Here is a 24,769-nt window from a genome sequence, read left to right as displayed (position 1 = left end):
ATCCATTACATCATAACAACATCAAACTGCTCTTGTATGTACAGAGGCTCAGCCTGGATTTTGACTTGTTTACCAATAAAGACTTCAAGCTCAGCAAGCGCATGAGATTCATCGCCCTCTAACGCCTCAGCGACTGCGGCTGCGGCATAGACAACGAACTTATCGGCGTCGTAGGCACGATTCACGCGCGTGATCTCTCGAAGTATTTCATAACAAACCGTTTCGACTGTTTTCACGCTGCCGCGGCCTTCACAAGCGGGGCAGCTTGAACACAGAATATGCTCAATACTTTCACGAGTACGTTTACGAGTCATCTCCACCAAACCAAGCTGTGTGAAGCCATTAATATTGGTTTTCACGCGATCTTTGTCTAGCGCAGCTTCTAATGAAGTTAGTACTCGCTTACGATGTTCCTCAGACAACATATCAATAAAGTCGATAATGATGATGCCACCTAAGTTACGCAGACGCAGTTGTCGAGCTATCGCTTGAGTCGCCTCTACGTTGGTATTAAAAATGGTTTCTTCTAGGTTACGACGACCAACAAATGCGCCAGTGTTAATGTCGACAGTGGTCATCGCTTCCGTTTGGTCGATAATCAGATATCCACCAGACTTTAATTCGACTTTACGATCCAATGAACGTTGAATTTCGTTTTCGGTATCGTACATATCAAAGATAGGCTTATCGCCTTCATACAGCTCAAGCTTGTCAGTCAGCTCTGGCACGTACTCAGAAGTAAACTCTTTAAGATTTTCATACTCTAGACGAGAATCGACCTGAATCTTACTCAACTCAGTACCAACGAAGTCACGCAAAATACGTTGGCTTAGGCACAGCTCACCGTACAAGCGTGTACGAGCTTTGTGCTTACCACGACGCTCTAATACTTTTAACCATAGTCGCTTTAAGAATGCCGCATCTTGAGCCAACTCATTCGAATCTGCACCTTCTGCTGCGGTACGGATGATAAAGCCACCATGTTCGTCACAGTAACGAGACACGACTTTTTTAAGACGATTACGTTCAGACTCACTTTCAATTCGCTGAGATACGCCAACATGACTTGCACCAGGCATAAAGACCAGATAGCGAGATGGCAAAGTAATATCAGTGGTTAAGCGGGCACCTTTGGTACCAAGAGGATCTTTGACGACTTGAACCACAATGTCTTGTCCTTGACGAACAAGCTCTGAAATATCACGAACCTGAAATTGCTTCTTTTCGTTTTCAGCAACACATTCAGTGTGTGGAACAATATCAGAGGCGTGCAAAAAAGCTGCTTTTTCAAGGCCTATATCCACAAAAGCCGCCTGCATTCCCGGAAGTACACGGCTTACACGTCCTTTATAGATATTTCCTACGATACCGCGTCGAGCATCTCGTTCGACATGGATCTCTTGAAGAGCCCCCCCTTCAATCATGGCCACACGAGTTTCACTCGGGGTCACGTTCAGCAACAATTCAGCACTCATGGTGCACCTCAGATTAGTAATTATAAGAATTCTTGCAGTAGCTGGTCCGTTTCAAATAAAGGTAAGCCGACAACGGCGTAATAACTACCTTCGATTCGGGTAACAAAGCGTCCGCCCAAACCTTGGATTCCATAGCTACCGGCTTTATCGCATGGCTCCCCTGTTTGCCAGTATTGTTCTATTTCTTTTTCACTGAGGGGTTTAAACCATACGTCGGTAATAATGATTTCTGTTCTTTGTTTTTCTTCCGACACCACAGAAACGGCCGTCATCACTTGGTGACGATCATTCGCTAACTGAGTAAGCATGCGCTTAGAGTCGGCAAAATTAGTGGGCTTCTCGAGCACTTGCCCTTGGCTAACGACAACTGTGTCAGAACCAAGAACCACTGTTTCAGAATCAAGAGAAACAGCTTCAGAGCTAAGATCGACGATCTCAGAGCCAACAGCTGCATTATCAAAACTAGGATCTACAGTATCAGAACTAGAAATGACATTCTGCTTTTCAGAAGGGTTATCTTTCAATAAAGACAACGCTGCTAAGGCTTTATCTAAAGATAGTCGCTTAACATATTCTTCGGCGGTTTCTTGGGCATGTTTACACTCTTCAACATCGGTTACGAGGACAGAAAACTCATAACCAAGTTGAGAGAGCAACTCTTTGCGGCGTGGAGAACCGGATGCCAAAACTAAATGTTTCTTTTCCATCGTCATACTACCTCACATGCCAATGGCGACGCACACGTCTCATTAATAAAAACATCCAAGGCCAAAGTATACAGTTTATCAATGCGCTCCATAACGATAATGGATTGAAAACGACATCTTGGATCAAATATTCACCAAAGAAGATCAACACTTCAAACAATACCGTCAACGCCGCAATAATCATGGCTTGTTGCCATAGCGCCATGTTACGTATCACGAGGAAGTTAAGCGCAATAATGTACATCACTATTGCCATCATCATTCCACGAATACCCAATGTTGAACCAATCAATAGGTCCCACAATAGGCCCAAAATCAAAGCACTACCCACGTTAACACGGTGTGGCAGAGCAAGAACCCAATAACACGTCACCAGTAACAACCATGACGGTCGAAATAGATCTAAGCTACCAGGCCAAGGAATGGTTTGCAGAATAAGCGCGATCAAAAATGAGCAACCAATTACTACTTTGCTTCTTAAAACGCTATTGGCCATCTTCACCCTCTAACAATACTTGTTTAATGCTGATTTGATCCGCTTGCATCTGTTTGTTTTCATCAGGCCAAACAAGCAATAAGTACCTGAGCTTATCAAACTCAACCACAGGCTCTGCTTTAATAACCGCAAATTCACGTTTCGGGTCATAATCGACTGAAGAAACATAAGCCACAGGGTAGCCTTCAGGATAAACCCCGCCTAAACCCGATGTCACCAACAAGTCTTCTTCTTGAATATCAGTACTGGTTGGAATGTGTTCTAGTTGAATCTCATCAATCATGCCATTACCGGAAGCGATCACTCGAATATCATTACGAATGACTTGAACAGGAATCGCATTGTTTGCGTCAGTCAGTAACAGGACACGGCTATTGTGAGCAGCGACAAAAGTCACTTGGCCGACAATGCCTTTTTCGTTGATCACCGGTTGACCTTCATACACCCCATCAATCTGACCTTTATCGATCACAACTTGATGACGATAGGGTGAAGTATCTACCGCCATAACTTCTGTGACGACTTTCTTTTCATCACGGATAAACGGAGATCCTAATAGCTTACGAAGGCGCTTGTTTTCTTCTTGGTATTGCTCAAGCAGAATCAGCTCGCTTTTTAGACGCAAGACTTCTCGTTTAATATTATGGTTGGATTCGATTAGTCCTTTACGAGTACTAAAACGGTCGTAGACACCATCGAACATAGTGCGAGGTAAGTTGGCTGCGTATTGAATTGGGGCAACCATGCTGTTCAATAGATAGCGGACATTTGAGAAAGCATCTAAACGACTATCAGCCAGCATAAGGCTGGCTGATAAAATTACAGCAAAAAACAGGCGCAATTGTAGAGAGGGACCTCTACCAAAAATTGGCTTCATTCTATATTTGGTCCTAGAGCTACATTTGATCCTATAGACAAGGTCCTAGGCTCTTTACATAAAACTAGATAATAAAAGAGCCTAACACTAGATATTATTCTTCGCTGAACAGGTCGCCGCCGTGCATGTCGATCATCTCTAGGGCTTTACCGCCACCTAGAGCAACACACGTTAGTGGCTCTTCTGCAACAACAACAGGGATACCTGTTTCTTCCGTTAGCAGACGATCAAGGTCTTTAAGCAGTGCACCACCACCAGTCAGCACCATACCGTTCTCTGATATATCAGAAGCAAGCTCTGGCGGACATTGTTCTAGTGCAACCATGACAGCAGATACGATACCTGATAGCGGCTCTTGAAGCGCTTCAAGAATTTCGTTTGAGTTCAGGCTAAAGCTACGAGGCACGCCTTCCGCTAAGTTACGGCCACGTACTTCGATCTCTTGTACTTCATCGCCAGGGTAAGCTGAGCCGATTTCGTGTTTGATCTTTTCTGCCGTTGCTTCACCAATCAAGCTACCGTAGTTACGACGAACGTAGTTGATGATAGCTTCATCAAAACGGTCACCACCAATACGAACAGAAGAAGAGTAAACCACACCATTTAATGAGATAACCGCAACTTCAGTAGTACCACCACCGATATCAACCACCATTGAACCTGTTGGCTCAGAAACGCGCAGGCCAGCACCAATCGCCGCAGCCATTGGCTCATCGATTAGGTAAACCTCACGAGCACCAGCGCCTAGCGCTGATTCACGGATGGCACGACGCTCAACCTGTGTTGAACCACAAGGAACGCAAACCAAGACACGAGGGCTTGGTTTAAGAACACTGTTGTCATGCACTTGCTTAATAAAGTGCTGAAGCATTTTTTCCGTTACGTAAAAGTCGGCAATTACGCCGTCTTTCATTGGACGGATCGCTGAAATGTTACCTGGCGTACGACCAAGCATTTGCTTAGCAGCATGACCAACAGCAGCGACACTCTTTGCAGACCCTGTACGATCTTGGCGAATAGCGACAACTGAAGGCTCATCAAGAACAATGCCTTGGCCTTTTACATATATAAGGGTATTGGCAGTACCTAAATCAATCGATAGGTCGTTTGAAAACATGCCACGAAGTTTTTTAAACATATTCTTCGCTCATCCTGCAAGAATTAGAAGACAAAAATTGCACTAAATGTACCAATGCCTTGCTGTCACGGCAAGGCATTGAAGTATAAACATGGACTGAAACCCGCAATTTCTTACAGATTCCTAACTTAAGGGGCAAAAATTATATTATTACTGACCTGTTAAGCCACTTTCCCCTCGGTAGATCACACGATCGTTACCGCGGTAGATGCCAAATGTGCACAATACAACAAGTGAGATTAGTTTTGTTCACTCCACCAAATAACTCGATCACTACCTCTGTACAAACCAAAACGAACTTCGGAAGATATAGTATCGTCAAAAATACCATCTTGGTTATAATCATTTCTCAACCACGGAAACGACTCAAAGCCAAGCGAACTTTCTAGAGCCCCTCGATTCCCTTCACCAGGCGCACTGTAAGATATATATCCTTCGCCATTTTGAATAACAGGCCTCGATTCTATGGTAGCAGCGGTAACACCACCTCCAATGGGTAGAGCACTTGAATCATTACCAACATCAAAGCTCAAATCCACGACCGAAAAGTCACTGCAAGAGTCACTGGTATTCGTTTTAAAGCTTGAGCCATCAAAGTAGTAGCTTGTTACAACAGATTGCACTCTTGACATTTCTGGGCCAAACGTATCTGCGATCGCTAAATACCCCCAGCGTTGACGTTGTGCATCTGAAACTGAAAAATCAAAACCGGAGCAAGAAGAACTTCCATTAGTTTGATAACAAACACCATCAAGATCTTTTGTGTCATTAACAGCTAAACGAACGACAATCCCTTCATTGATTAGTCCTAAGGGAGTCAATGGTTTCACATAAGCTATTTGAGCCTCTTCTAAGCTTGCCAATTGAAGATTAGAATCAAAAGTGACTTGTCCCGGCCAAGCAAAGCCTTGGGTTTTTACAACTTTACTAGAATCGGTATCAGTAATAGACAATGTTGAGCTTTCTGCCCAAAAAGTTCTAAAGTTCCAAGGATTAGCATATCGCCACCAACCGCCAAATTTATAATTAAGCGTTTCTTTCTCTCCATTACTGCCCACGTTATCAAACGACCGCCCCGTAACAGTTAATTCAGGTAAGCTACTGAACTCCATAGCTTGTCCTAAATAAGTGAAAGTTGAACAAGCTTCAGTAAAACTCGGAGTGTTGCTATCTAGATGAAGATAATAAGGTATAAATCGCCCAATAGAACCAGTCTGCGCACCTTGAATCGTAAAAGAGTTACTGCCTAAATAGGAAGGTAACTCTTCAACTAAAAAGTTAAAAACCCCCACTTCAGAAATACTTTGTGCGACAGAGTTAATGCCAGAACTAATTATGGTATGACTGTAAGAGATATTACCAAGTAAACCAGGCTCTGCACCGGTAACGACTGGAGCCTTAAGTTCATGACTCAAAGCAATATCTTGTGAGCTAAAGTTAGGAGTAACTACTCCTGTATCGCCCGAAGCCCAAATATTTAATGTAAAAGCTTCACCGGCTTTCGCAAAAACGGAGCAACTTAAATCTTCGGTTACACAGGAGCCGCTATTTCCAGCTGTATTTCTAGCTTGTATATTGAGCTGCTTAGGGAAACTGACAAACTGGGCACTCCCTCGCATATCCAATCCAAGTTCATCATCAGAACCTTCATACTGAGCATTAAGTTGTAACTTTCCTGCGTCAATATAACTGACATCAAACTCTGCTTCCCCATCATTATCAAAATCAACGGTAAATATTTTTGGGGAAACACTGCTCATTGCCAGATCTTTTTCAATACTGCCAACTTTTAAACCAATAGTAGGACTACCAATAATGACAGAAGAATCGGGGGTAACGTACTGCCCAAAAAATTCGATATTCTTTGAAGTGTTCTGAAAGCTTGGTAAACACTTTTGAGCATCATCGGAGCTTTTTACTGCTTTTATACGACCAGTTACTGGTCTGTCGGCTATTTTGTCGGGGACGTTTAAGATAAAACCACTGCTATAAAACTCAATGTTACAGTTGCTGCTTCCTAAAGCTCCTCCTGCACTCGAACACAATGTTTCCCCACTAGGAATCACAGCAGGATCAGATTGGATGACTCCAATTCTCAAGTTACCCGCCGTATTCTTGCGAACTGAATATATGCCTGTACCACCAGATAACTGAATTTGATTGCCGCCAACCCAACCTCCACCACCGGTTACAATTTCAGGCGATAAAGTCACATCAACATCTTCAGTCACCAATTCTGAACAGGACTCATTAGCACAGGCACGAATAGTCACTTCTTCTGCATTACAGGTTAACTCACTGCCTGAATGATCAAATTCAAAGTGATCAATCGAATTCTCTGGCTCATCTGAACATAAGTGTGTTTGGCTATATAATTGAAATATTTCATTGTTGTTTAATGGCTTATCAAATATTTCAACCTCATCGATATAACCATCAAAAGCCCGTCCTGAAAAATTCTGATCTTGGCCTATTTGTAAAGGCTTAGTATTATTTACTAATTTTCGATTTGCATTTACTAAAAGCTCTCCTCTTTCTTCTCCATTAATAAATAGGCTAGCCATAGATTTATTATTGCTATAACTTTCAGAGTCGTATCTAAGCGTAATAAATGACCACTCATTTATTGGAATACTGACTTCACTTGTTAATGTTCTCGTTTGAGCACTTCCGTTTCCATTTTTGTTTTTATCTTGCCACCACCAAAATATTTGGCCTGACGAGTTTAAATGAAACTCATAGTTGTTATCTTTTGAGACAATAGAATGCAATCCAGAACTTGGATAACTAGTGGGTTTTACCCAAACGGAAATCGTAAAATCTTTATCTAAATTTAATATGTTATCGTGAGGTACATTAATATATTGATTCGAACTATTGATAAACTCACCGAAGCCACAGGTGCCCAGAGAGTTAATAGTCGGTATGGCAGAGAATTCAGAAGATGGTTGCGCTGTTAAACCATTAACAGTTTGTCCATGTAATTGATTTTCAGAACTGTCGACTACTTCATTATTTGCGCCATTCCAGGATGCTTCATCTAAATGATATCGAGCAATCGGATTAGGTAGTTCTTCTATTCCACACGCATTTTCTGGCACGGTTTGATACAAGCAAGTACCATCAACGACCGTTCCATTACTGACATAAACCGTCCCCCAGTTAGGTTGCCCTGCTTGAACGTCACCAATAACATAAGAGTCATCGAGCTCCACAGTTTCAGAAGAACTCGTAATGTCACCAGAGACCTGAGAACCTTCAATAACAATTTTGTTTTTAGTTGAAACATCCCCTTCAACTTCAGAATTTTCAATCGTTATGGTTTCATCGGTACTGGTCAGTTCACCAGACACCGCCGAATCCTCCACAACAATTTTGTTTTTAGTTGAAACCTTCCCTTCAACTTCAGAGCGTTCCATCGTTATACGGGAGTTTTTACTGGTGATGTCGCCATCTACCTCAGAATTACTTATCACCACCTCATTGCTTGCGGTAATGCTACCGAAGAGTTTAGAGTCAGTGATCTCTACCTCGTTGTTTTTAGAATCAATCGATCCGATAACATTGCTATTGTGGATTTCAATATTACCTCCAGTCTCAATGGAGCCCTCAACAAATACTGAATCAAAATTAACAGGTGTACTATTACCAACAAAGCTACCCAATAGCTCTGAAAGGTTGTTGGAATCATTTTTCCATTCAAAATTACCATAACTCGCTTTTAGGTCGATAGTCGCGGAAGAATCACCTACTTTGTTATTACCTTCAAATTGAAAACCGCCATCGGCGGTTAATTGAATATCTATCGCAGATGAAAGAGTATCCCCTTTAGCAAGCTTAACGATGCCATAATTACATGTATATTGATTGCCAGTAACGGACCAATTATTACTAGTACAAGTTGGGAGGTTCATTTGAAGGACATAATCCGTAGCGAATGATGATGAAGATACGCCAAGTAGCACTAAGCTCAAAAAAAATCTACTTATCATCACGAATACCAACCTCTACGACTCTTTGTAAGACCCAATCCCCAACCGAACAGCTTCCTTTAGATATTAGTTGATATACGTTAATACCATTATCTAAAACGCCAATAGAGTTACAATGAATTTCCGCCTTGCATTGCGCCAACCCTTCACCTTCAAAGCTTATAGTTTTCGTATTAGAAGTATGGCAACTGTCTTCTGTCGGGGTTTGATAAAAACGACTGATTTCTATTTGTGCACCAGATCGCGCAGCCATTTCAGCCCGAGTACCGATCAGGGTTGAAATCAATTGCTCACTGTTACGTTGTTGGTTCTGATTAGCAACCATCGCAACCGAAGCCATAACCACTAGTATGAAGACAACTAGGATCAAACTTCCCCCCGTTTGTTTACGGAGCGTTATAGATAAGGGCATCATGGACAAACTGAATCTCCTCTCCTTTATCAGCAAACAATAACTCAAACCTCACCAAACCATTTCTTTCTAATTCTGGTGCCAAATTTTGAAAAGCGGCATCTTTTACATTTTCAGCTATCAAAACACCATTACCCAGCGATTCTGGTGATAAGGACATTCGAGACAATGGATAATCAGCATAACGAAAGATACGAGCATTGACGTGGCAATAAGCAACAGGAGCAAGGTAAAAGTAGAGACGTTTACTTGGAGAGCTGGTTTCAAATCCCGTTGCTTGAGTCAATTCAACATTGACCATCACCGCTGCAGAGGTAGTGAAGTCCACATCCTCTTTCACCTCTGCAATTTGACCTTCTATCGCTGGATCAAGACGCATCGAATTCGGGTCGTTAGGATAAACTATAACTCGCTCTCCTTGATAAATGCTTTTGTCTATTGGCAATATCCGTATCACTGCTGATTTCGCCTCTGGCGCCGGAAGTTCTTGATAAATAGCACTATTGATGATCGGCAAAAATTCAATACAATCATTTTCAATTAAAATACTGTTAGGGACGGCTTCTCTTAATTCTCGAGTCATTCGCTCCGTGACAAATTTACCTTGTTGTATCAAAGCTTCACGAGCTGTGCTATCAACATAAATCCCCATACCCTGTTGAATAACATTCCCCAAAAATAGACCAACAATAGAAAGCAGAAGAATAGTAATAATCATCTCTATCAGTGTAAAACCACGCATTAGAAATTCCCTTTAATCGCAGAAAAAGGATAGCGGTAACCCTGAGAATCAATAATCACAACTTCAACCCTCTTGTAATGCGTTCGGATAATAGATGGATTTCCAGACATCATCACCGTATCGTCATTAACAACAGCAGTATCATAAAACACATCGATTTCGACATTGAAATTGCGATAACCCGCATCACTGAGATCGCTATCAAGAACATCTTCAACACGTCCTCTTAAACCATGAAAATCATCAACATCATTAGCTAAGCTCTTTACCAAGATACCATTCGCGTCAGTTTCTCCGCTGTCAGGCCCCAAATCATTGGGTAACGTGCACAGTTGTTGACCTGGCGTTGAAATAGTTGAGACTGCACATTCAGGCACTCCTCCGTTCACGCCGGAAAATTGGTCATACCCGCGCCCCATTACCTCATCAAGTACTGAGCGAGCAAGATCTGCAGCTTTAACTGATGTTATTTGTTCTGCGGTCTGAATTGAACGCGGGTACAAAGACGCGGTAAGTCCAGCAAGAGCAAAACCAATAAGAGTAATCACAATGATCATTTCTATTAGGGAAAAACCTTGGGTGCGGATTTTTTGTTTAACATCCATAGATATACCCTTCAGTATTAATGCACACTGAAATTGAATCATCGTTGACAGTCGAAGATATCTCAATCTGACAATTCGATACTAAGCATTGCTGAGCTCGACCCGAACTATCAAAATCAAGGAACGAAACATTGATATCAGTTTGTAGCTTAAACGTCACTTTATTCTGTTTGCCATCAACAAAACTGGAATCAGTAACATCAGCAGGAAATTGTTCAGTACAAATACCTTCCGCGTTAGACGGAGAGGCTTGAATAGCTTGAGTTTGGTTTGAATTTAACAGCCAACGGTTACAATAATCGGAACGATTCATCGCACGGTTTTGTACTAATCGTAATGAAGCTAATACTTCGCTTTGTACAAGGTAGGTTGAAAAGGAAGAGGAGCCAACATAACGGGTAGATGCGTATAGGGAAACAATACCAATCAATATAATGACGATGATCAGCTCTACCAGAGTAAAGCCGTTGGATGTGGGGCTGTTATCCATAATGAGCCTCTAACTGACTAGCGAACACTGATTATACAAGATAACGAAGCTTACGCTCTTATGTATATGAATAGTTTTGATATTTATGTGCTTTGGATAGAAAAAAGGCCAGCACTCGTGCTGGCCTAGAAAAATCTAGTCAAGTTATGGGGCTACAGTACATTCCGTAGCAGTGTTTGTTACAACAATTACAGGCGCTGTATTTTTATCTTTAGCCTCAGTATATTTTACACAACTGGTTGTGTAATCTTTAATACCAAACGTTACAACAGTGCCCGCTGTAACATCTTTAATAAACGTAAAGTCTTCATTAGTACCAATGCCTTGAACGATTGCAGCAATAGCTGTAGACGATGCTTCAGGGTAACCAAATGCTACATTAATTGTTGTAGTACCGGCACTAACCGCTCCAGATGTATTTGACTCGATACCTGCAATGGCTGATTTACCGTAAATAATACCAGATGCACCTTGAATTGAACCTTTTAAGCCTTCAAGCGTTGCATTTTTCGCATCATCTTGCAGGTTTAAGAAACGTGGTGCCGCAGTTACAGCAAGAATACCTAGAATAACAATTACAACCACTAGTTCGATTAGGGTGAAACCGCCTTGTCTTTTCATAGTTAAGCTCTCTCTATGTTTAATTTTACGCAGACTTACTGCAAAGTTACGGTCACACGACCAGTTTTAATTTCGTAAACGAATTGGTGCTCGGTATTACCTTCTAACTGAATGTAAGTACACGTTGCCTCACCTGAATTCGCTTCCGCTGAATATTTATAATTTGAGTCGTCATCAACATCATCGACTGCTGCCACATTCGGTGGGTTTTGCAGTAAATTCTGCATCAATTCAGCACAGGTTTCTGAAGAAATATCTCCTGGTGCGACTGAAGAGTCACTATTCACAGTCCATGGGTAACCATCTCGAAAGTCGGTATCTTCACTCTTGCTGTTCTTTGATCTTGTTAACCAAAAATCAACACCATCATAATTTACAGTATTGTATGTTTCAACACCAATCTTCTCAGATGGTCTTGCTTCGGCTTCCCACTGTGCTCTTGCTGATAATACTGCGGTTGCAAAACCACCAGCGACACCTTCAATACTGGATTTTTTAGCCTCATCGGTCACATCTAAGAAGCGGGGTAAAGCCGCCACTGCCAATAAACCAACGACAACAATTACGATGACTAATTCGACAAGGGAGAAACCCTTTTGATTTTTAAGCATTTTCTACCTACTCATCTAATTACTAACGCGCATTATACATTTGCACACGTATAAAACCATAAAAACAGTGTCAATATTCTCACAAAGCCAAAATATTGGCTTTTACACTAAATCTTTCTTTTTCGAGCAATATATCTATTTGATACTTATCGCTATAATGATAACTACAATGAAACTGTATGTTATCACTTTTATCTTCAATACTGGGAAAAGTCAGCCCTAAAATGCTCTGTGGGGGATACAATTGCTCTAACCAATAGCGACAATCCCGTTCCGAACCTTTAATCGGCTTTATCCATCCCGTTCTGCTGTAGCGCATTAACTGTTCTGAGTCATTAGTTTGTTCCGGGCCCGTTAACAAATACTCTTGTTTAAGCAAATTAGCCTGCTCAATAATCCGCTTACTCGCGACGATCAATGCCGTGTTACTCGCTTCTTCTTCCACCGTATCCAATGCAGATAGCAGCCCTACAATTAGAAAAAGGATAACCACACTCCAAATAACAAAACGTGAGCGTTGTAGGTTATTTAGCATTCATTAGCCTTTGATTGCATCCAGCATTCCCCACATCGGCAGGAAAATACCTAAAGCCAAGACTAAGACCATACCAGCGACAACGACCAACAAAATAGGCTCTATTCTAGCGGTTAAGGTTTTCAAATCGTAATCAACTTCTCGATCATAATAATCTGACACTTCGAGTAATAGCTCATCAATACGACCCGTTTCTTCACCGACTGAAATCATTTGTATCACGAGCGGTGTGAAGATTTCGCTGTTAATCGCGGTTGAAGAAACCGTACTACCCGCTTCAATTGCCGATTTCATAGCTTGAACCCGTAACTCTAAAAAGCGGTTATCCAGAGCTTCAGCCGATAGCGCTAACGATTGATTCAATGGCACACCCGCTTTGAGCATCAATGCGAAAGTACGTGAGAAACGAGACAGTAAAGCTCGGTTAACAACGCCACCAATGACAGGTATTTTTAGGCGCCACCGATCCCACGTTTCTAAGCCGTTATCTGTTTTAACCCAAGCTTTAAACGCAAAAATAAGGCCAAAGATCACGCCTAGCATCAAGCCCCAATAATTCACGAAAAACTCTGACATACCAATCAAGATACGAGTGGGGAGTGGAAGATCGACACCAAACCGTGCGAACATGCTAGAAAACTGTGGGATAACCTTAATGTTAAGAATGAACATCGCAATCAAAATGAAGCAGATCACGAATGTTGGGTAACGCATCGCTGTCTTGATTCGCTTGCGAGTCTCCACTTCTTGTTCATAGTATCCAGCTAACTGCAGCAGCGCTTGGTCTAAACGACCCGTATTTTCACCAACACTGATCATCGATACAAACAGCGAGCTAAATACCTTAGGATGCATTTGCATCGATGCCGCTAACCCACGACCATTGGTTAGCTCAGCAACCACTTCTTCTAAAGCTGCTTTCAACTGTTTGTTTTCACAATTTTGAGTCAGACCTTTCATCGACCTCAGAAGCGGCACGCCCGCTTTGGTTAGACTGTATAATTGTCGACAGAACAGAACCAAGACCTCAAGAGGAACATTGGGTGAAAACAGGCTAGATATATCCATATCTAATACTGAATCACCACTTCTCCCCAACTTAATTGAGGTTGGAATGATCCCCTTGCTCATCAAGCTTTCAGCGGCAAGATCTTCGTTATTCGCATCTAATTGACCGGTAACCTGGCTACCATCCGAACTGCGACCTACATAACGATACGTTGGCATATCACTCTACCCCTACAGATAAATTGGGTCAGTGGCACCGGAAGCATCCCCTTCACCAAGGTACATTATCTCATCGAGACTCACGACACCTTGCAGAGCCAGTTCCATCGCAGAAGCCAATAACGGTTTGTAGTTTTCAGACTGCCTAGCTGTTTGAGCAAAACCGACCGCATCATTCGCTCTAAGCGCATCCATCATGTTTTGTTCTAGCTCTAACATTTCAAACACCCCAATACGCCCACGATAGCCGGTTAAGTTACAGTTCTGGCAACCACGACCTTTCACAAATGGCACACCCACTTGGTTGGGGAAACGGACGCTCAACCATTGCTTGCGAGGTTCATCCAATTCATCTTCAACTATACAGTCAGTACATACTTTACGAACCAATCGCTGCGCCACTACCGCTCGCACAGCGCTCGCTACCAAGTAACCTGGAGCGCCCATATCCATCATACGCAGTGCGCTGTCTACCGCATCATTGGTGTGCAGCGTACTTAATACTAAGTGACCCGTCAGTGCGGCTCTCAATCCAATCTCAACCGTTTCGTGGTCACGCATCTCACCAATAAGAATGATATCGGGATCCTGACGCAGGAAAGTTCTCAATATAGTAGAGAAGTCGAGATTAATCTTAGGGTTAACCTGAACTTGGTTCACACGCGGAAGTCGGTATTCCACCGGGTCTTCCGCAGTAATGATCTTTTTACCCGGTTCGTTTAATTCGCTTAACGCACCGTACAAGGTCGTGGTTTTACCTGAACCTGTCGGCCCAGTAACCAAGATCATCCCATGTGGACGGCGTAATTGTTGACGAAGACGAACCAGCAGATCGCTCGGTATACCCGACGCTTCTAATTTACGTAAACCGGCTGATTGGTTAAGCAGACGCATCACCACAGACTCACCGTGCTGCACTGGCATAGTCGACATACGAATATCGACAGATTGGCCTTTCGCGCGAATATTGAAACGGCCGTCTTGAGGAAGACGTTTCTCTGAGATATCAAGGTTTGCCATCAGCTTCAAACGCAGAACCAGGGCAGACGCAATATTAACTTCATTCAACAATGTTTCATGCAGCACACCATCAATACGCTGACGAAGACGCAATACGTTTGAATCGGGCTCAATATGGATATCAGAAGCACCAACTTGGATTGCATCTTCAAATAACGAATTGATAAGCTTAACGACCGTAACTTCGTCACTGTCTTCACCTGCTATATCAAAATCAAAGGCATCATTAACTTGGTGCTCGGCATGCAGTTGCTCAGCGAAAGAGGCGATTTCTTTGGTTCGACGATAATAGCGGTCAAAGCCATCAACGAGTTGTCTTTCTTTAGCGACCACAAATTCTAGAGCATAATCGCCGAGTTGACCGAGCAACGATTCTTGTGCAAACAGATCGGCAGGGTCACTCATTGCAACACGCAAAGTGTCACCTTGGCGTCCAATCACCAATGCGCGAAGGCGACGAGCATGTACTTCGGGTAAAAGCTGTACCGCTTCTACATCGACGTTGGCTCGGCTTAAATCAATAAGAGGAATCGCTAGCTGTTGTGATAGGAAGCTCAACATCTGTTGCTCTGATAAGAAGCCAAGCTCAATCAGTGCATCACCTAGCTTACGTCCGGTACTTTTCTGAGCCGCTAGAGCTTGTTCTACTTGAGACTCGGTAATAATGCCTTCTTCAACAAGCAAATCACCCAATCGCTTTCTTAGTCTAATTTGCATCGTCGTGCTCCTCTAAGGCATCGAGTATTTTTAATCGATCTCGCACAAAACTTTGCGATTGAGATGAGATTCCTACTCGAGTTAAAGCGCCTTGGTATGACTCTTTTGCAGCCGTAAAATCAAGCTGACGTTCCTGTTGAATGGCCAGACCGAGCCACCAGCGAGCATTATCAGAATCAACATCGACCAACTTTTTGTAACTCTCTAATGCAATCTCTTCTTGCTGCGATTTTTGGCTCAACGCCGCACGCATGGCTAGATAATCTTTGGTTGGGTTTGGCGGTAAATGGACTAATGGACTCAATGCCGCTTCCGCTTGGTTCGCTTTGACAAGCAATGTTGATAAGCCTAAACGCAGCTTTTCACTATTGATATTAAGTTTGATACCCGACTGAAAAAGTTCGTAAGCCTTACGAGTATCACCTTTCCCAAAATAGAGAATCGCGAGTTTCTGGCGAACGTCCTCATTTCTAGGGGCATATCGAAGAGCTTCGGTATAACCTTTCAAGGCACCAGTAAGATCGTTCGCATCAAGCGCTTTCTGAGCACGACCTTGTGCATTGGCTGATAGTTGATCAGACGTTAGCTCCACCTGCTCAATCAACATTCCATTATTTTCTGAACCTTCAGAAATGGCGACTTCGCCAGAGATAGAAACAGGCTCTTTTTTTGTCACACTAGCCACGTATATGGGCTCGGGAATTTTAATTTTATTCCCTTTAGGTGCACTGGTCGTGTTAAGTACCGCTTTACGAGGAGTTACAATCGTTGAATCAGACGAGACTGACTTAGCTTTTACATTGTTTGACGTAGCGACATGCTCTACAGAACGCTCAGGTACGTCTAACGTGACTAATTTCTTGGTTGGCGACGAGATAGGCTGCGCAATTACATTCTGTATTTCGCCCGAACTATCAATGACAGAAACCTCAATCTGCGCGTCTCTTGTAGAGATTGAATTGCCGACAGCAGGACCTTGCGATATCGCCCAACCGCCCATGGCTAAGCTGAGTGTAAAGCCCGCAGCAACCCATACTAATGGAGAGCGTGTTTTGACTTTTGGTACTACTGCAGCTTCAATCGAAGTCGCTGATTTTTTCTTTGCCAATTCAGACAACGCGCTATTAATGACGCTCATAATTAATTCCAACCCCACAGTATTGGCGTTTTAAATTTAGGCTTACATACATCGTAAGTTTCATGCATGGCTGAAAACAGGTGCTGGTTGTCGATACTTTTTTTATCTTCACTGAAAGAGAGCAAAAGTGCCTTATGACATAGTTGATTTATCAACCTTGGAATACCTAACGATGAGCGACAAATCGCCTTTTTTTGATTCAAGCTGAACAACTCTGAGTTGCCACCAGATTTAGCAATCCGGTTATCAATATACGCTACCGTTTCATCGAGATTGAGCGGCCTCAGTGTTGAACTGAATGTGATTCTCTGTCGAAACTGCCGGAGGTGGTAAGCCTCTAACCTGACATCCAGTTCAGGCTGTCCGAGTAACACTATCTGAAGTAATTTTTTATCTTCAGTTTCAAGATTACCAAACAACCTTAATGTTTCGAGCGCTTCATCCGATAGCGCTTGAGCCTCATCAAGAATGGCGACGACTCTTAAGCCTGAGTTGTGTAATTCAATTAACTTGTGCTGGATGTTATCAACTAAGGTTGCTGGATTATCGATAGTCAAACCTAGCTCTTTGGCGACGGCTTGACGCAGGTCTGCACCAGACAAAACAGGGTTTGGCAGGTAGATTAACGCCGTACAATCCTTTAAATGATTAACCAGCATCCGACAAACCATGGTTTTTCCCGTACCGACTTCGCCAGTGACTTTGATTACGCCCTCTCCCATATCTAACGCCGAGATGACCGTTTGAATCGCCTCAAAATGAGGCGCCAAACCATAAAAGAAATCGGTATTCGGCGTTAACGTAAATGGCAGTTGTTCAAAACCAAAGTGAGCTTGATACATATGACGACCTAGCTTAGTAAAAAACAGCCAATCTACATTGAGAAAGTAAGTATTTACTCTTCATCAGGGAACCACTCTTGAAGAAGATCACGAGAACGCTCCAACTCAGTTTGCCAAGTATTCACACCCACGATCGTGGGTTTTAGCAAGATCACGAGCTCAGTTTTTTGCGTTAACTGATTGGTATTGCGGAACAAATGCCCTAAGGCTGGAATATCACCCAGGAATGGAACTTTAGACGTCACATCACTGGTATTTGATTTCATTAACCCGCCAATCACAACCACATCGCCATCTTTTGCGCGAATCACTGAGTCAGACTCTCGAATAGAGCTTTTCGCTAAAGGAAGTTGCACCAAACCTGTCGTTGAACCTAAATTGAGCTCTTTCACTTCTTCCTCGACCTCAATAACGGCAGGGTGAACATGTAAAAATACGCCCCCTTTGTCATCTATCTGAGGAGTTACATCCAAAGAGATACCAGAGAAAAAGGGAGTGAGCTCAACTTCAGGAGCCACATTCGCGTTATCACCACTACCGACTGAGCTTGATAAATCTGTTACGTAATACTCATCGGTTCCCACTTTGATAACTGCTTTTTGGTTGTTCGCAGCCGTTACTCGCGGGCTCGATAGAACGTTAAGGTCACCTTGAGTATCCATAAAGCTCAAAACCGCTTCGAAGCTACCATCAGAGATCGTGACATTAGTTTGCCCACCGAGTAGAGAACTGATCGCATCTAACGGCGGTAGAGTACTTGTAGGGCGGTCAATAACAACACCACCGCTACCAATAGATTTAGATAGATTCGACCAGCTAATACCTTGTTGGTAACCATCACTCAAGGTCACTTCCATGATTTTGGCTTCCAAGATAACTTGGCGCTGCAAACGCTTCTGAGAAATGCCTAAGAACTCACGAACTTCACGAATTTCGTCAGGGTAAGCTCGAACCGTAATCACACTCGCTTGCGGGGTTACCACAACGCTTTGCCCGTCACCTGAACCAATAAGGTGAGCAACTGCTGCTTCAAGTTGTGGCCAAAAATCGCTTTCAGAGGTCGTTTCAATCTCTGTACCACCGTTCGATGTCGAGTTCGAAGAATTAGAAGAATTGGAGGAGTTGGATGAATTAGAGTCTGAACTTGATGAGCTTGACGAGCTGTTATCTGAATTCGAGATCGTTCCAGTGGTGATAGTCGTCAATGATCGACCTGCACGCTTAACTTGCAAGTAATCGACAGGAATCGTTACGGTGCGAAGACCAGCAGGATAAACTTGAATCACTTTGCCACGCTTTTCGATATCGTAGCCATACATATCCTGAGCAACAGCCAGTACTTCGTCTAGTGTCACGTCCGTTAGATTAAGCGTAAGGTTTCCTGACACGCCAGGGTGAATGGCCGCACTATACTCAGTACCTTTCACTAAGCTGGCAAAGAAGGTTCTCGCTTCAACGCCTTTTGCTTGAATACGAAAGCGCTTAACGGTTTCCGTCCCCGGAGACATGGAGTCAGAATTAAGCTGAGGCATAAGGTCATCTTGAACCGACGAAGGCAGTTCATGAAGTGCTCGACTATTGGCTTCATTAATGGATTCGTTCAAAGACTCTTTAATCTCAACAGGATCTCTGTGTCCCATCGAACAGCCGACTAAAGATGACACTAGAATTGCTACTACAAGTTTACGCATGTCTTCACTCAAACCTTAATTATTCTTAACATCTAAAGAGAACATCTCTAATTTCCACTGCTTAGAGCTTCTCTGCAGAGTGACGTATTCTGGATCTATGTTTTTCACTCGGTACCCTCTGATCGTTTCTCCTTGACCTAAAATCTGACCATTCATAATCGCATAGCAAGGCGTATCACCTTTACAAACGATGCTTTCTAGGGACGGTAGGCGATAGCGAGTTGGCGCCTTTTTAGCAGGCGCGGCTTTTTGTTCAGGAGTAAGCCAACCTAATGGTGCCGTTGGATCTTGCTCTGCCCAAACCACTGAGCTACTTAAAAGTAGGGACAACAATAGAGTTCTAACCACCGATAAACTCCTGTCTAGTACCAAGTGTGTAAACCTCAAATACGAGTCGAGCTTTAGGGTACTCTTCAACTGAGTATTTAAATGTTCGCCAGTAATAGCTAACAGGAAGAGATTCAAGGGCTTGAAGGTAAGCAGAAATATCAAAATAGCTGCCCGTCAATTCCATTCTCACAGGATGAAGAAAGTAACCTGAATATTCACTAGTCTCTTTATTGTTCGAAATCGCTTCTGGTTTTAATGACTCTAGCGACTCAAGCTTTAGCCCACTACCAGCGTTAAGAACGCTCTCCAGTAACTGCGACATTTGAGAAGGCGTGATCAACCCATCGACAATCTGCGAAAGCTGAAGTGAAAGGTCTTGGCTTTCAACAAGTAGCTTTTTGTACTCGATGTTGATTTCTTTATCTGGGTTTTTATTGAGCTTAGCTTGCAGAACGAGTAGCTCACCCTGCTGTCTTTGATTTGATTGAGTCAGGCTCATCGTCTTAGCATTTTTGGCTTGTAAGTCGAGATACGCAGGTTCAACCAACAAGGTGAACAACAGCATGGATAGCCCAACAAAACCACACACGAAAAGTAGCCATTTTTCTCTTTGGCTTAATGCAAGAAACTTATCGTTAAGCTGGTTCCACTGTTGCATTATTTACTCTCCCTGCGAGTACTTAATTCAAACGTCACCACATCTTGCTCATTGCGACCTATTTTAAGTTTTTCAAAGGCACGCCCGACTAAATTAAGCTCTGTTTTAAATTGACCAATCCAATTCGGAACAACATTGGCGTTACGAGCTAAGCCACTGAGGTCTAAAGTATCGTGCGTCATATAAATATGCGAAAGCGATATGTCATTTCGGCCTAATTTAGCTAAGGAGTTCATGACGCCAGAATACCCGACTTGTTGTGATTCGTCGTATTGCCCGACCGCCTTCAATGCCTCTTTTTTGGCCTGAGTCTCACGTTTGAGACGCGCAACAGCGGCCACTTTCTCTGGAGACGGTTTGTGTTGAGTTAACTTACTATTCAATTGGTTAACTTGCTTGTTAAGTCGGTTCGAGTCATGTTGCAGAGCTGTTAGTTCTTTATCTAGATTAGAAACTTGATACTGCATTACAAAGTAACCACCCAGCAGCAAAACACAAACTAGCCCCCAAATCGCAACAACATTTGTCAGCGTAAAATATTCTTTTTTAGGCTTGAGGTGTTCAGGGTAAAGATTAACATTAAAAGTATCTTTTTCAGCTGCGAGTTTAACCAACAAACTCTCTGAATTATCACGTTCACCTTCCACCAACAACGAAACTGTCGAGCTCAGTGTGTTATTTAACGCACTTTGTAATTCAGTCTCGTCTTCCTCATCACAGCAGATTTTTAACTGATGAAGTTGAGTACCTTTGATTTGAGAAGAAAGATAATCAATTGAGCGTTGCAACTCTAAAGCAAGGCCATCTAACTGAAGAACACTTGATGCAACACCGGTTAAAGGAGGGACAACGCTACGGATCGTTCTTTGGAAACAAACCGTATTTTCAACAAACGCACCAAGCTTAAAATGTGAATTGGAGCTACGTTGTAAAAGGATAAAATTAGAAAGCTCACCTGCGCTATAACCCCAGATTTCATCTTCAGGGGCAACGCCTTTAAGTTCCACTTGCGCTGATTGAGTAATGTTTACAAGCTTATTTAACAGCTTTTTAGGCAAAACATACACTTGTAGCTTATTCGAAGTAGGTAAGGCTACCGCACTCGCCGTAATCTCAGTCACCCTTTCAGATACAAGATCTTTCAGTAAAAATGGCAGTGCAACCGACCACTCGTTCTCTGGAATGTCCGGTTTATCAATTTGGTAGGTTTGGTAGTAGTTAGCACAAACTATCAACTGCAGGCTATTACTGGTAAATGCCTCACTGCTAAGCGATTTCTTTAGTGCACTCTCCCAATCCCCGTTAACCACAGGGGTGTTGGTTACTTGAGATTCTTGATCTGCCGATGAAATATAAATGGCATTGTTGCCTAACATAACAACCTGAGAGCTGCCTTTGTTATTCGTTGGCTTTATCTTGTCTAAAATCGCTTTAAAATTCATGCTTAACTACTACTCTTACGCCATCGATTTCTTCGACCAACTTTTACCACGGATTCAGCTTTCACTGTCTTTTCACCTTGATTAGGCAAAGGGATAATTTGTTGCTCTTCGTCAAAATATCTCCCTTGATAGCCGTTAATACCTAACTCTATCAAGGTATTCTTTTCTTGTTTTGTCTCGACCCCTACGGCAATAACTTGAGTTGGGGAGTCGCCACATGCCCCTATTAAACTACGGACAAACAGCTGATTCTCATGCCTTTGATCGATTTTCTTTATCAGGCTTCGATGAAGCTTAATAAAATTGACCTTTAAATCTTTGATGTAGTGAGTGCTAACAATGGTTCGCCCAGCTTGGCCAACGATAATTTTACACCCTAGCCCTTTCAACATCTTTGCGACTGGTCTCATATAATCAAGATGAGCAATCAAGTGCCCTTCAGGGAACTCAAAGGCCAATTGAGAACGGTGCTGAGCCGAGAGCTGCAACAACTCACTTCTAAACCACTTAAAATGCTGTTTACTGGCAAACGGGGTGACATTCAAATTCACCGAATAGTTGGTAGGTTTTGTTGATTCTTTCAGTGATGTTAACAGTACTTTCAGAACCGATTGATCCATTTGAGCTTGATAGCCCACTTGCTCTACCGCGGGCATAAACCGAGACGATTTCAGTAAACCTTTGTCTGGATCTTGAATCCGAACAAATATTTCTCTATGTAATTCATCAGCTTGACCTGATTCCGGTATAAGATAACATCGCTGAGCAAAGATTACTAAATTTTCAGGGAGTAGAGCTTTATCAAGTAGTGTTCTCCACCGAACGCTGCCTCTATCAAGCTCATTTTTGTTCTGTTTAGGGTAGCGGCTCCAGTTATTGATACGTTCCAACTGAGCACTCTTTAATGCGGTTTCCGTTTCATCCATGATCTTGCTATGGCGCTCACCTTCGGTATACATGGTCACACCGATATGACACCAATTGTCAGGTTCCAAAGGCTCAGGTGGCGTTAACTTATCTAACTGCCTTAAACATTGAGCCGCCAAGGTCGCAATATCCTTTGCTCCCTGATGAGGAATAAACACCGCAAAGTCAGCTTCGTAATAACGAGAAAAAATGACATCAGGATAACGCTGAACAATATTCGATAATACTTCACCGACTTCAATAATAAAGCTGTCAGTGGTTTGCTTGTCATTAGCGTCACAAACTTGCTCCCACTCGTCGATACGTATTAGTAATACGCCACCTCGAGCACCGCTTTCATGTAAGGCTGATTCAAGTTTGTTATCAAAGAGTACTCGATTGGCTGTGCCTGTGAGTTTATCTAGAAAAGTATGAGTACGGATAAAGGTATCAAAGCGGCTTCTTTCTTGACGAGCATCTTTCAGCTCTTCTATCAATACATCTAAGGCTTCGCTTGCAGTATACGGCCATTCTCGCTCATCGCCTTTTGCATGAGCTTCAACTTGCCCCGCAAGGATCATTCGGCCTCGCTCTTCGAGCATTTCGGATCCCATCAATTGCTCTTTTAGCCATCGGACACCACGAATCAGACAGAAAATAATCAAAGCAACGGCTAAAGTAATCGACCACATAGCCTCCATTGAATAGCTATAACCAATGTAAGGCGGAAGTGCTTTAAATTCGATTCGATAGCCTTCATTTCGCTCTAAAACAAAACTTCTTTCATAGAGACGACTAGGATCGATTTGCGGGGAGGTATCTTTAAAGCGATAAACGATGCCAGTCCTGTTCGAGAGTTTCATCTCAACAATATTGCTCGCTTGTAACATCTTAGGCATCCAACGCTGCATCGAATACGCGGCGTCCGGGTCTTCCATCTCTTTATCTACAACATCGACAATACCAACCAAATAATGGTCTAAATATTCTTGCCCAATACGCTTAAAAGAAAGTGTGCCACCGATAAAAAGAATGAACATCGCACTGATAACTATCACGGTGACAAATGCCACTAAGCGAGTGCTCAATTTTAGTGTGGGGGTATATCTCATGAATAACGAAATCCTTTTCAACTCACATTATACCGTATTGCTACTTATACTATAAATTGACGTTGTAAATAAAGCGTTAAGAATTGTAGGTAACAAAAAGCCGCGATAAACGCGGCTTTTTCCAATTTAATACTGTCTTTATAATATATTAAAAACAGGGTCTAAAATGGGATGTCATCATCAAAATCCATCGGTGGCTCATTATATTGAGGTTGAGCCTGCTGAGGAGCTTGTTGAGGTGCTTTCGGCTGCTGTTGAGCAGGAGCACTGTATTGTTGTTGCTGCTGTTGTGGTTGCTGTGGTTGACCCCAACCACCTTGCTGTTGGTTACCCATACCACCTTGAGCAGGAGCACCGCCTTGAGCACGGCCACCAAGCATTTGCATTACACCGTTGAAGCCTTGAACAACCACTTCAGTTGTGTAGCGATCTTGACCGCTTTGATCTTGCCATTTACGAGTCTGAAGTTGACCTTCAATGTAAACTTGAGAACCTTTACGTAGGTACTCACCAGCAACTTCCGCCAGCTTGCCAAACAGAGCAACACGGTGCCATTCTGTTTTTTCACGCTGTTCGCCAGTTGCTTTGTCACGCCATGACTCTGACGTTGCAATGGTAATGTTCGCTACTGCGCCGCCATTCGGCATGTAACGAATTTCAGGGTCATTACCTAGGTTACCCACTAATATAACTTTGTTAACTCCACGGCTAGCCATGATTTGCTCCGTCTAAATTCATAGTCTCAGAAAATTTTAGCGCACAAGAATAGCATGCTTTTCTACAGTGATAAATCGCATTCCTATTCTCGCTCTTATACAAAGAATAAAAACGTAACAAATCATGATATTCAGAGCGATGTTGCTTTTTTCTCCACTGACAAACCACTCATTTACTTTGATCATTGATATTCAACGCAAGACACAACCAAGGCGCTAGAGAAGCAATGGCGTGCATGACAACGTGAAATCTAATTCTACCCTTACAA

The 24,769-nt window shown here is 42.8% G+C and carries 23 protein-coding genes and 1 pseudogene; all 24 read right to left on the bottom strand.

Annotated elements, in window-relative coordinates:
• Positions 1–5 precede the first annotated feature (5 nt).
• Complete coding sequence (rng, locus tag ACFI6G_RS19865; protein WP_010434379.1) at positions 6–1,475, bottom strand: ribonuclease G; 1,470 nt, start codon at positions 1,473–1,475, stop codon at positions 6–8.
• 20 nt (positions 1,476–1,495) lie between these two features.
• Positions 1,496–2,182, bottom strand: coding sequence for a Maf family protein (locus ACFI6G_RS19860; protein ID WP_016789720.1), 687 nt, complete (start codon positions 2,180–2,182; stop codon positions 1,496–1,498).
• A gap of 7 nt (positions 2,183–2,189) precedes the next feature.
• Positions 2,190–2,678, bottom strand: a complete 489-nt coding sequence (mreD, locus tag ACFI6G_RS19855) for a rod shape-determining protein MreD (RefSeq protein ID WP_010434372.1) — start codon at positions 2,676–2,678, stop codon at positions 2,190–2,192.
• The gene (gene mreC / locus ACFI6G_RS19850; RefSeq protein WP_010434369.1) at positions 2,668–3,555 is read right to left on the bottom strand and encodes a rod shape-determining protein MreC; all 888 of its coding nucleotides are present in this window, start codon (positions 3,553–3,555) and stop codon (positions 2,668–2,670) included. The genes mreD and mreC overlap by 11 nt, the downstream gene beginning before the upstream one ends.
• Before the next feature lie 94 nt (positions 3,556–3,649).
• A complete protein-coding gene (locus ACFI6G_RS19845; RefSeq protein WP_010434366.1) occupies positions 3,650–4,693 on the bottom strand; it encodes a rod shape-determining protein in 1,044 nt (347 codons plus the stop codon).
• Positions 4,694–4,843: 150 nt separating this feature from the next.
• Positions 4,844–4,912 (bottom strand): annotated as a pseudogene (locus ACFI6G_RS19840) (DUF6701 domain-containing protein); the annotation flags it as partial.
• A 20-nt stretch (positions 4,913–4,932) separates the two neighbouring features.
• Positions 4,933–8,685 carry a DUF6701 domain-containing protein gene (locus ACFI6G_RS19835; RefSeq protein ID WP_372031582.1) on the bottom strand — a complete coding sequence of 1,251 codons (3,753 nt, stop codon included), beginning with the start codon at positions 8,683–8,685 and terminating at the stop codon, positions 4,933–4,935.
• On the bottom strand, positions 8,675–9,100 hold the full coding sequence (locus ACFI6G_RS19830) for a hypothetical protein (protein WP_016788312.1): 426 nt from the start codon (positions 9,098–9,100) through the stop codon (positions 8,675–8,677). Before ACFI6G_RS19830 ends, ACFI6G_RS19835 begins: the two co-directional genes overlap by 11 nt.
• Positions 9,072–9,839, bottom strand: a complete 768-nt coding sequence (locus ACFI6G_RS19825; protein WP_102350452.1) for a PilW family protein — start codon at positions 9,837–9,839, stop codon at positions 9,072–9,074. Before ACFI6G_RS19825 ends, ACFI6G_RS19830 begins: the two co-directional genes overlap by 29 nt.
• Positions 9,839–10,444: a type IV pilus modification PilV family protein gene (locus tag ACFI6G_RS19820; protein ID WP_016794286.1), complete on the bottom strand. Its 606-nt coding sequence runs from the start codon at positions 10,442–10,444 to the stop codon at positions 9,839–9,841. The genes ACFI6G_RS19825 and ACFI6G_RS19820 overlap by 1 nt, the downstream gene beginning before the upstream one ends.
• Positions 10,434–10,934: a prepilin-type N-terminal cleavage/methylation domain-containing protein gene (locus tag ACFI6G_RS19815; RefSeq protein WP_372031586.1), complete on the bottom strand. Its 501-nt coding sequence runs from the start codon at positions 10,932–10,934 to the stop codon at positions 10,434–10,436. The genes ACFI6G_RS19820 and ACFI6G_RS19815 overlap by 11 nt, the downstream gene beginning before the upstream one ends.
• A gap of 144 nt (positions 10,935–11,078) precedes the next feature.
• Positions 11,079–11,555: a type II secretion system protein gene (locus ACFI6G_RS19810; protein ID WP_372031588.1), complete on the bottom strand. Its 477-nt coding sequence runs from the start codon at positions 11,553–11,555 to the stop codon at positions 11,079–11,081.
• A 35-nt stretch (positions 11,556–11,590) separates the two neighbouring features.
• Complete coding sequence (locus ACFI6G_RS19805) at positions 11,591–12,166, bottom strand: prepilin-type N-terminal cleavage/methylation domain-containing protein (protein WP_010434354.1); 576 nt, start codon at positions 12,164–12,166, stop codon at positions 11,591–11,593.
• Positions 12,167–12,245: 79 nt separating this feature from the next.
• Positions 12,246–12,701, bottom strand: a complete 456-nt coding sequence (locus tag ACFI6G_RS19800; RefSeq protein WP_016788317.1) for a hypothetical protein — start codon at positions 12,699–12,701, stop codon at positions 12,246–12,248.
• 3 nt (positions 12,702–12,704) lie between these two features.
• Positions 12,705–13,928, bottom strand: coding sequence for a type II secretion system F family protein (locus ACFI6G_RS19795; protein WP_010434347.1), 1,224 nt, complete (start codon positions 13,926–13,928; stop codon positions 12,705–12,707).
• Between the two features lie 12 nt (positions 13,929–13,940).
• Positions 13,941–15,665: a GspE/PulE family protein gene (locus tag ACFI6G_RS19790; protein ID WP_010434345.1), complete on the bottom strand. Its 1,725-nt coding sequence runs from the start codon at positions 15,663–15,665 to the stop codon at positions 13,941–13,943.
• Positions 15,655–16,803: a tetratricopeptide repeat protein gene (locus tag ACFI6G_RS19785; protein ID WP_010434341.1), complete on the bottom strand. Its 1,149-nt coding sequence runs from the start codon at positions 16,801–16,803 to the stop codon at positions 15,655–15,657. The genes ACFI6G_RS19790 and ACFI6G_RS19785 overlap by 11 nt, the downstream gene beginning before the upstream one ends.
• Before the next feature lie 2 nt (positions 16,804–16,805).
• Entirely contained in the window at positions 16,806–17,645 is an 840-nt protein-coding gene (locus ACFI6G_RS19780) for an ExeA family protein (protein WP_010434338.1), read from the bottom strand.
• 53 nt (positions 17,646–17,698) lie between these two features.
• Positions 17,699–19,336 carry a pilus (MSHA type) biogenesis protein MshL gene (mshL, locus tag ACFI6G_RS19775; protein ID WP_016789728.1) on the bottom strand — a complete coding sequence of 546 codons (1,638 nt, stop codon included), beginning with the start codon at positions 19,334–19,336 and terminating at the stop codon, positions 17,699–17,701.
• 15 nt (positions 19,337–19,351) lie between these two features.
• A complete protein-coding gene (locus ACFI6G_RS19770) occupies positions 19,352–19,684 on the bottom strand; it encodes an MSHA biogenesis protein MshK (protein WP_016788320.1) in 333 nt (110 codons plus the stop codon).
• A complete protein-coding gene (pilO, locus tag ACFI6G_RS19765; RefSeq protein ID WP_010434330.1) occupies positions 19,677–20,324 on the bottom strand; it encodes a type 4a pilus biogenesis protein PilO in 648 nt (215 codons plus the stop codon). Before pilO ends, ACFI6G_RS19770 begins: the two co-directional genes overlap by 8 nt.
• A complete protein-coding gene (locus ACFI6G_RS19760) occupies positions 20,324–21,766 on the bottom strand; it encodes an MSHA biogenesis protein MshI (protein WP_010434328.1) in 1,443 nt (480 codons plus the stop codon). The genes pilO and ACFI6G_RS19760 overlap by 1 nt, the downstream gene beginning before the upstream one ends.
• A 2-nt stretch (positions 21,767–21,768) precedes the next feature.
• Positions 21,769–23,784 carry an RNase E specificity factor CsrD gene (gene csrD, locus ACFI6G_RS19755; RefSeq protein ID WP_016767796.1) on the bottom strand — a complete coding sequence of 672 codons (2,016 nt, stop codon included), beginning with the start codon at positions 23,782–23,784 and terminating at the stop codon, positions 21,769–21,771.
• A gap of 161 nt (positions 23,785–23,945) precedes the next feature.
• Positions 23,946–24,500 carry a single-stranded DNA-binding protein gene (locus ACFI6G_RS19750; protein ID WP_010434324.1) on the bottom strand — a complete coding sequence of 185 codons (555 nt, stop codon included), beginning with the start codon at positions 24,498–24,500 and terminating at the stop codon, positions 23,946–23,948.
• Between the last annotated feature and the right edge of the window lie 269 nt (positions 24,501–24,769).

The sequence above is a fragment of the Vibrio sp. PSi01 genome (genome assembly GCF_054960695.1).
This window is presented reverse-complemented; position numbering and strand designations above follow the sequence as displayed.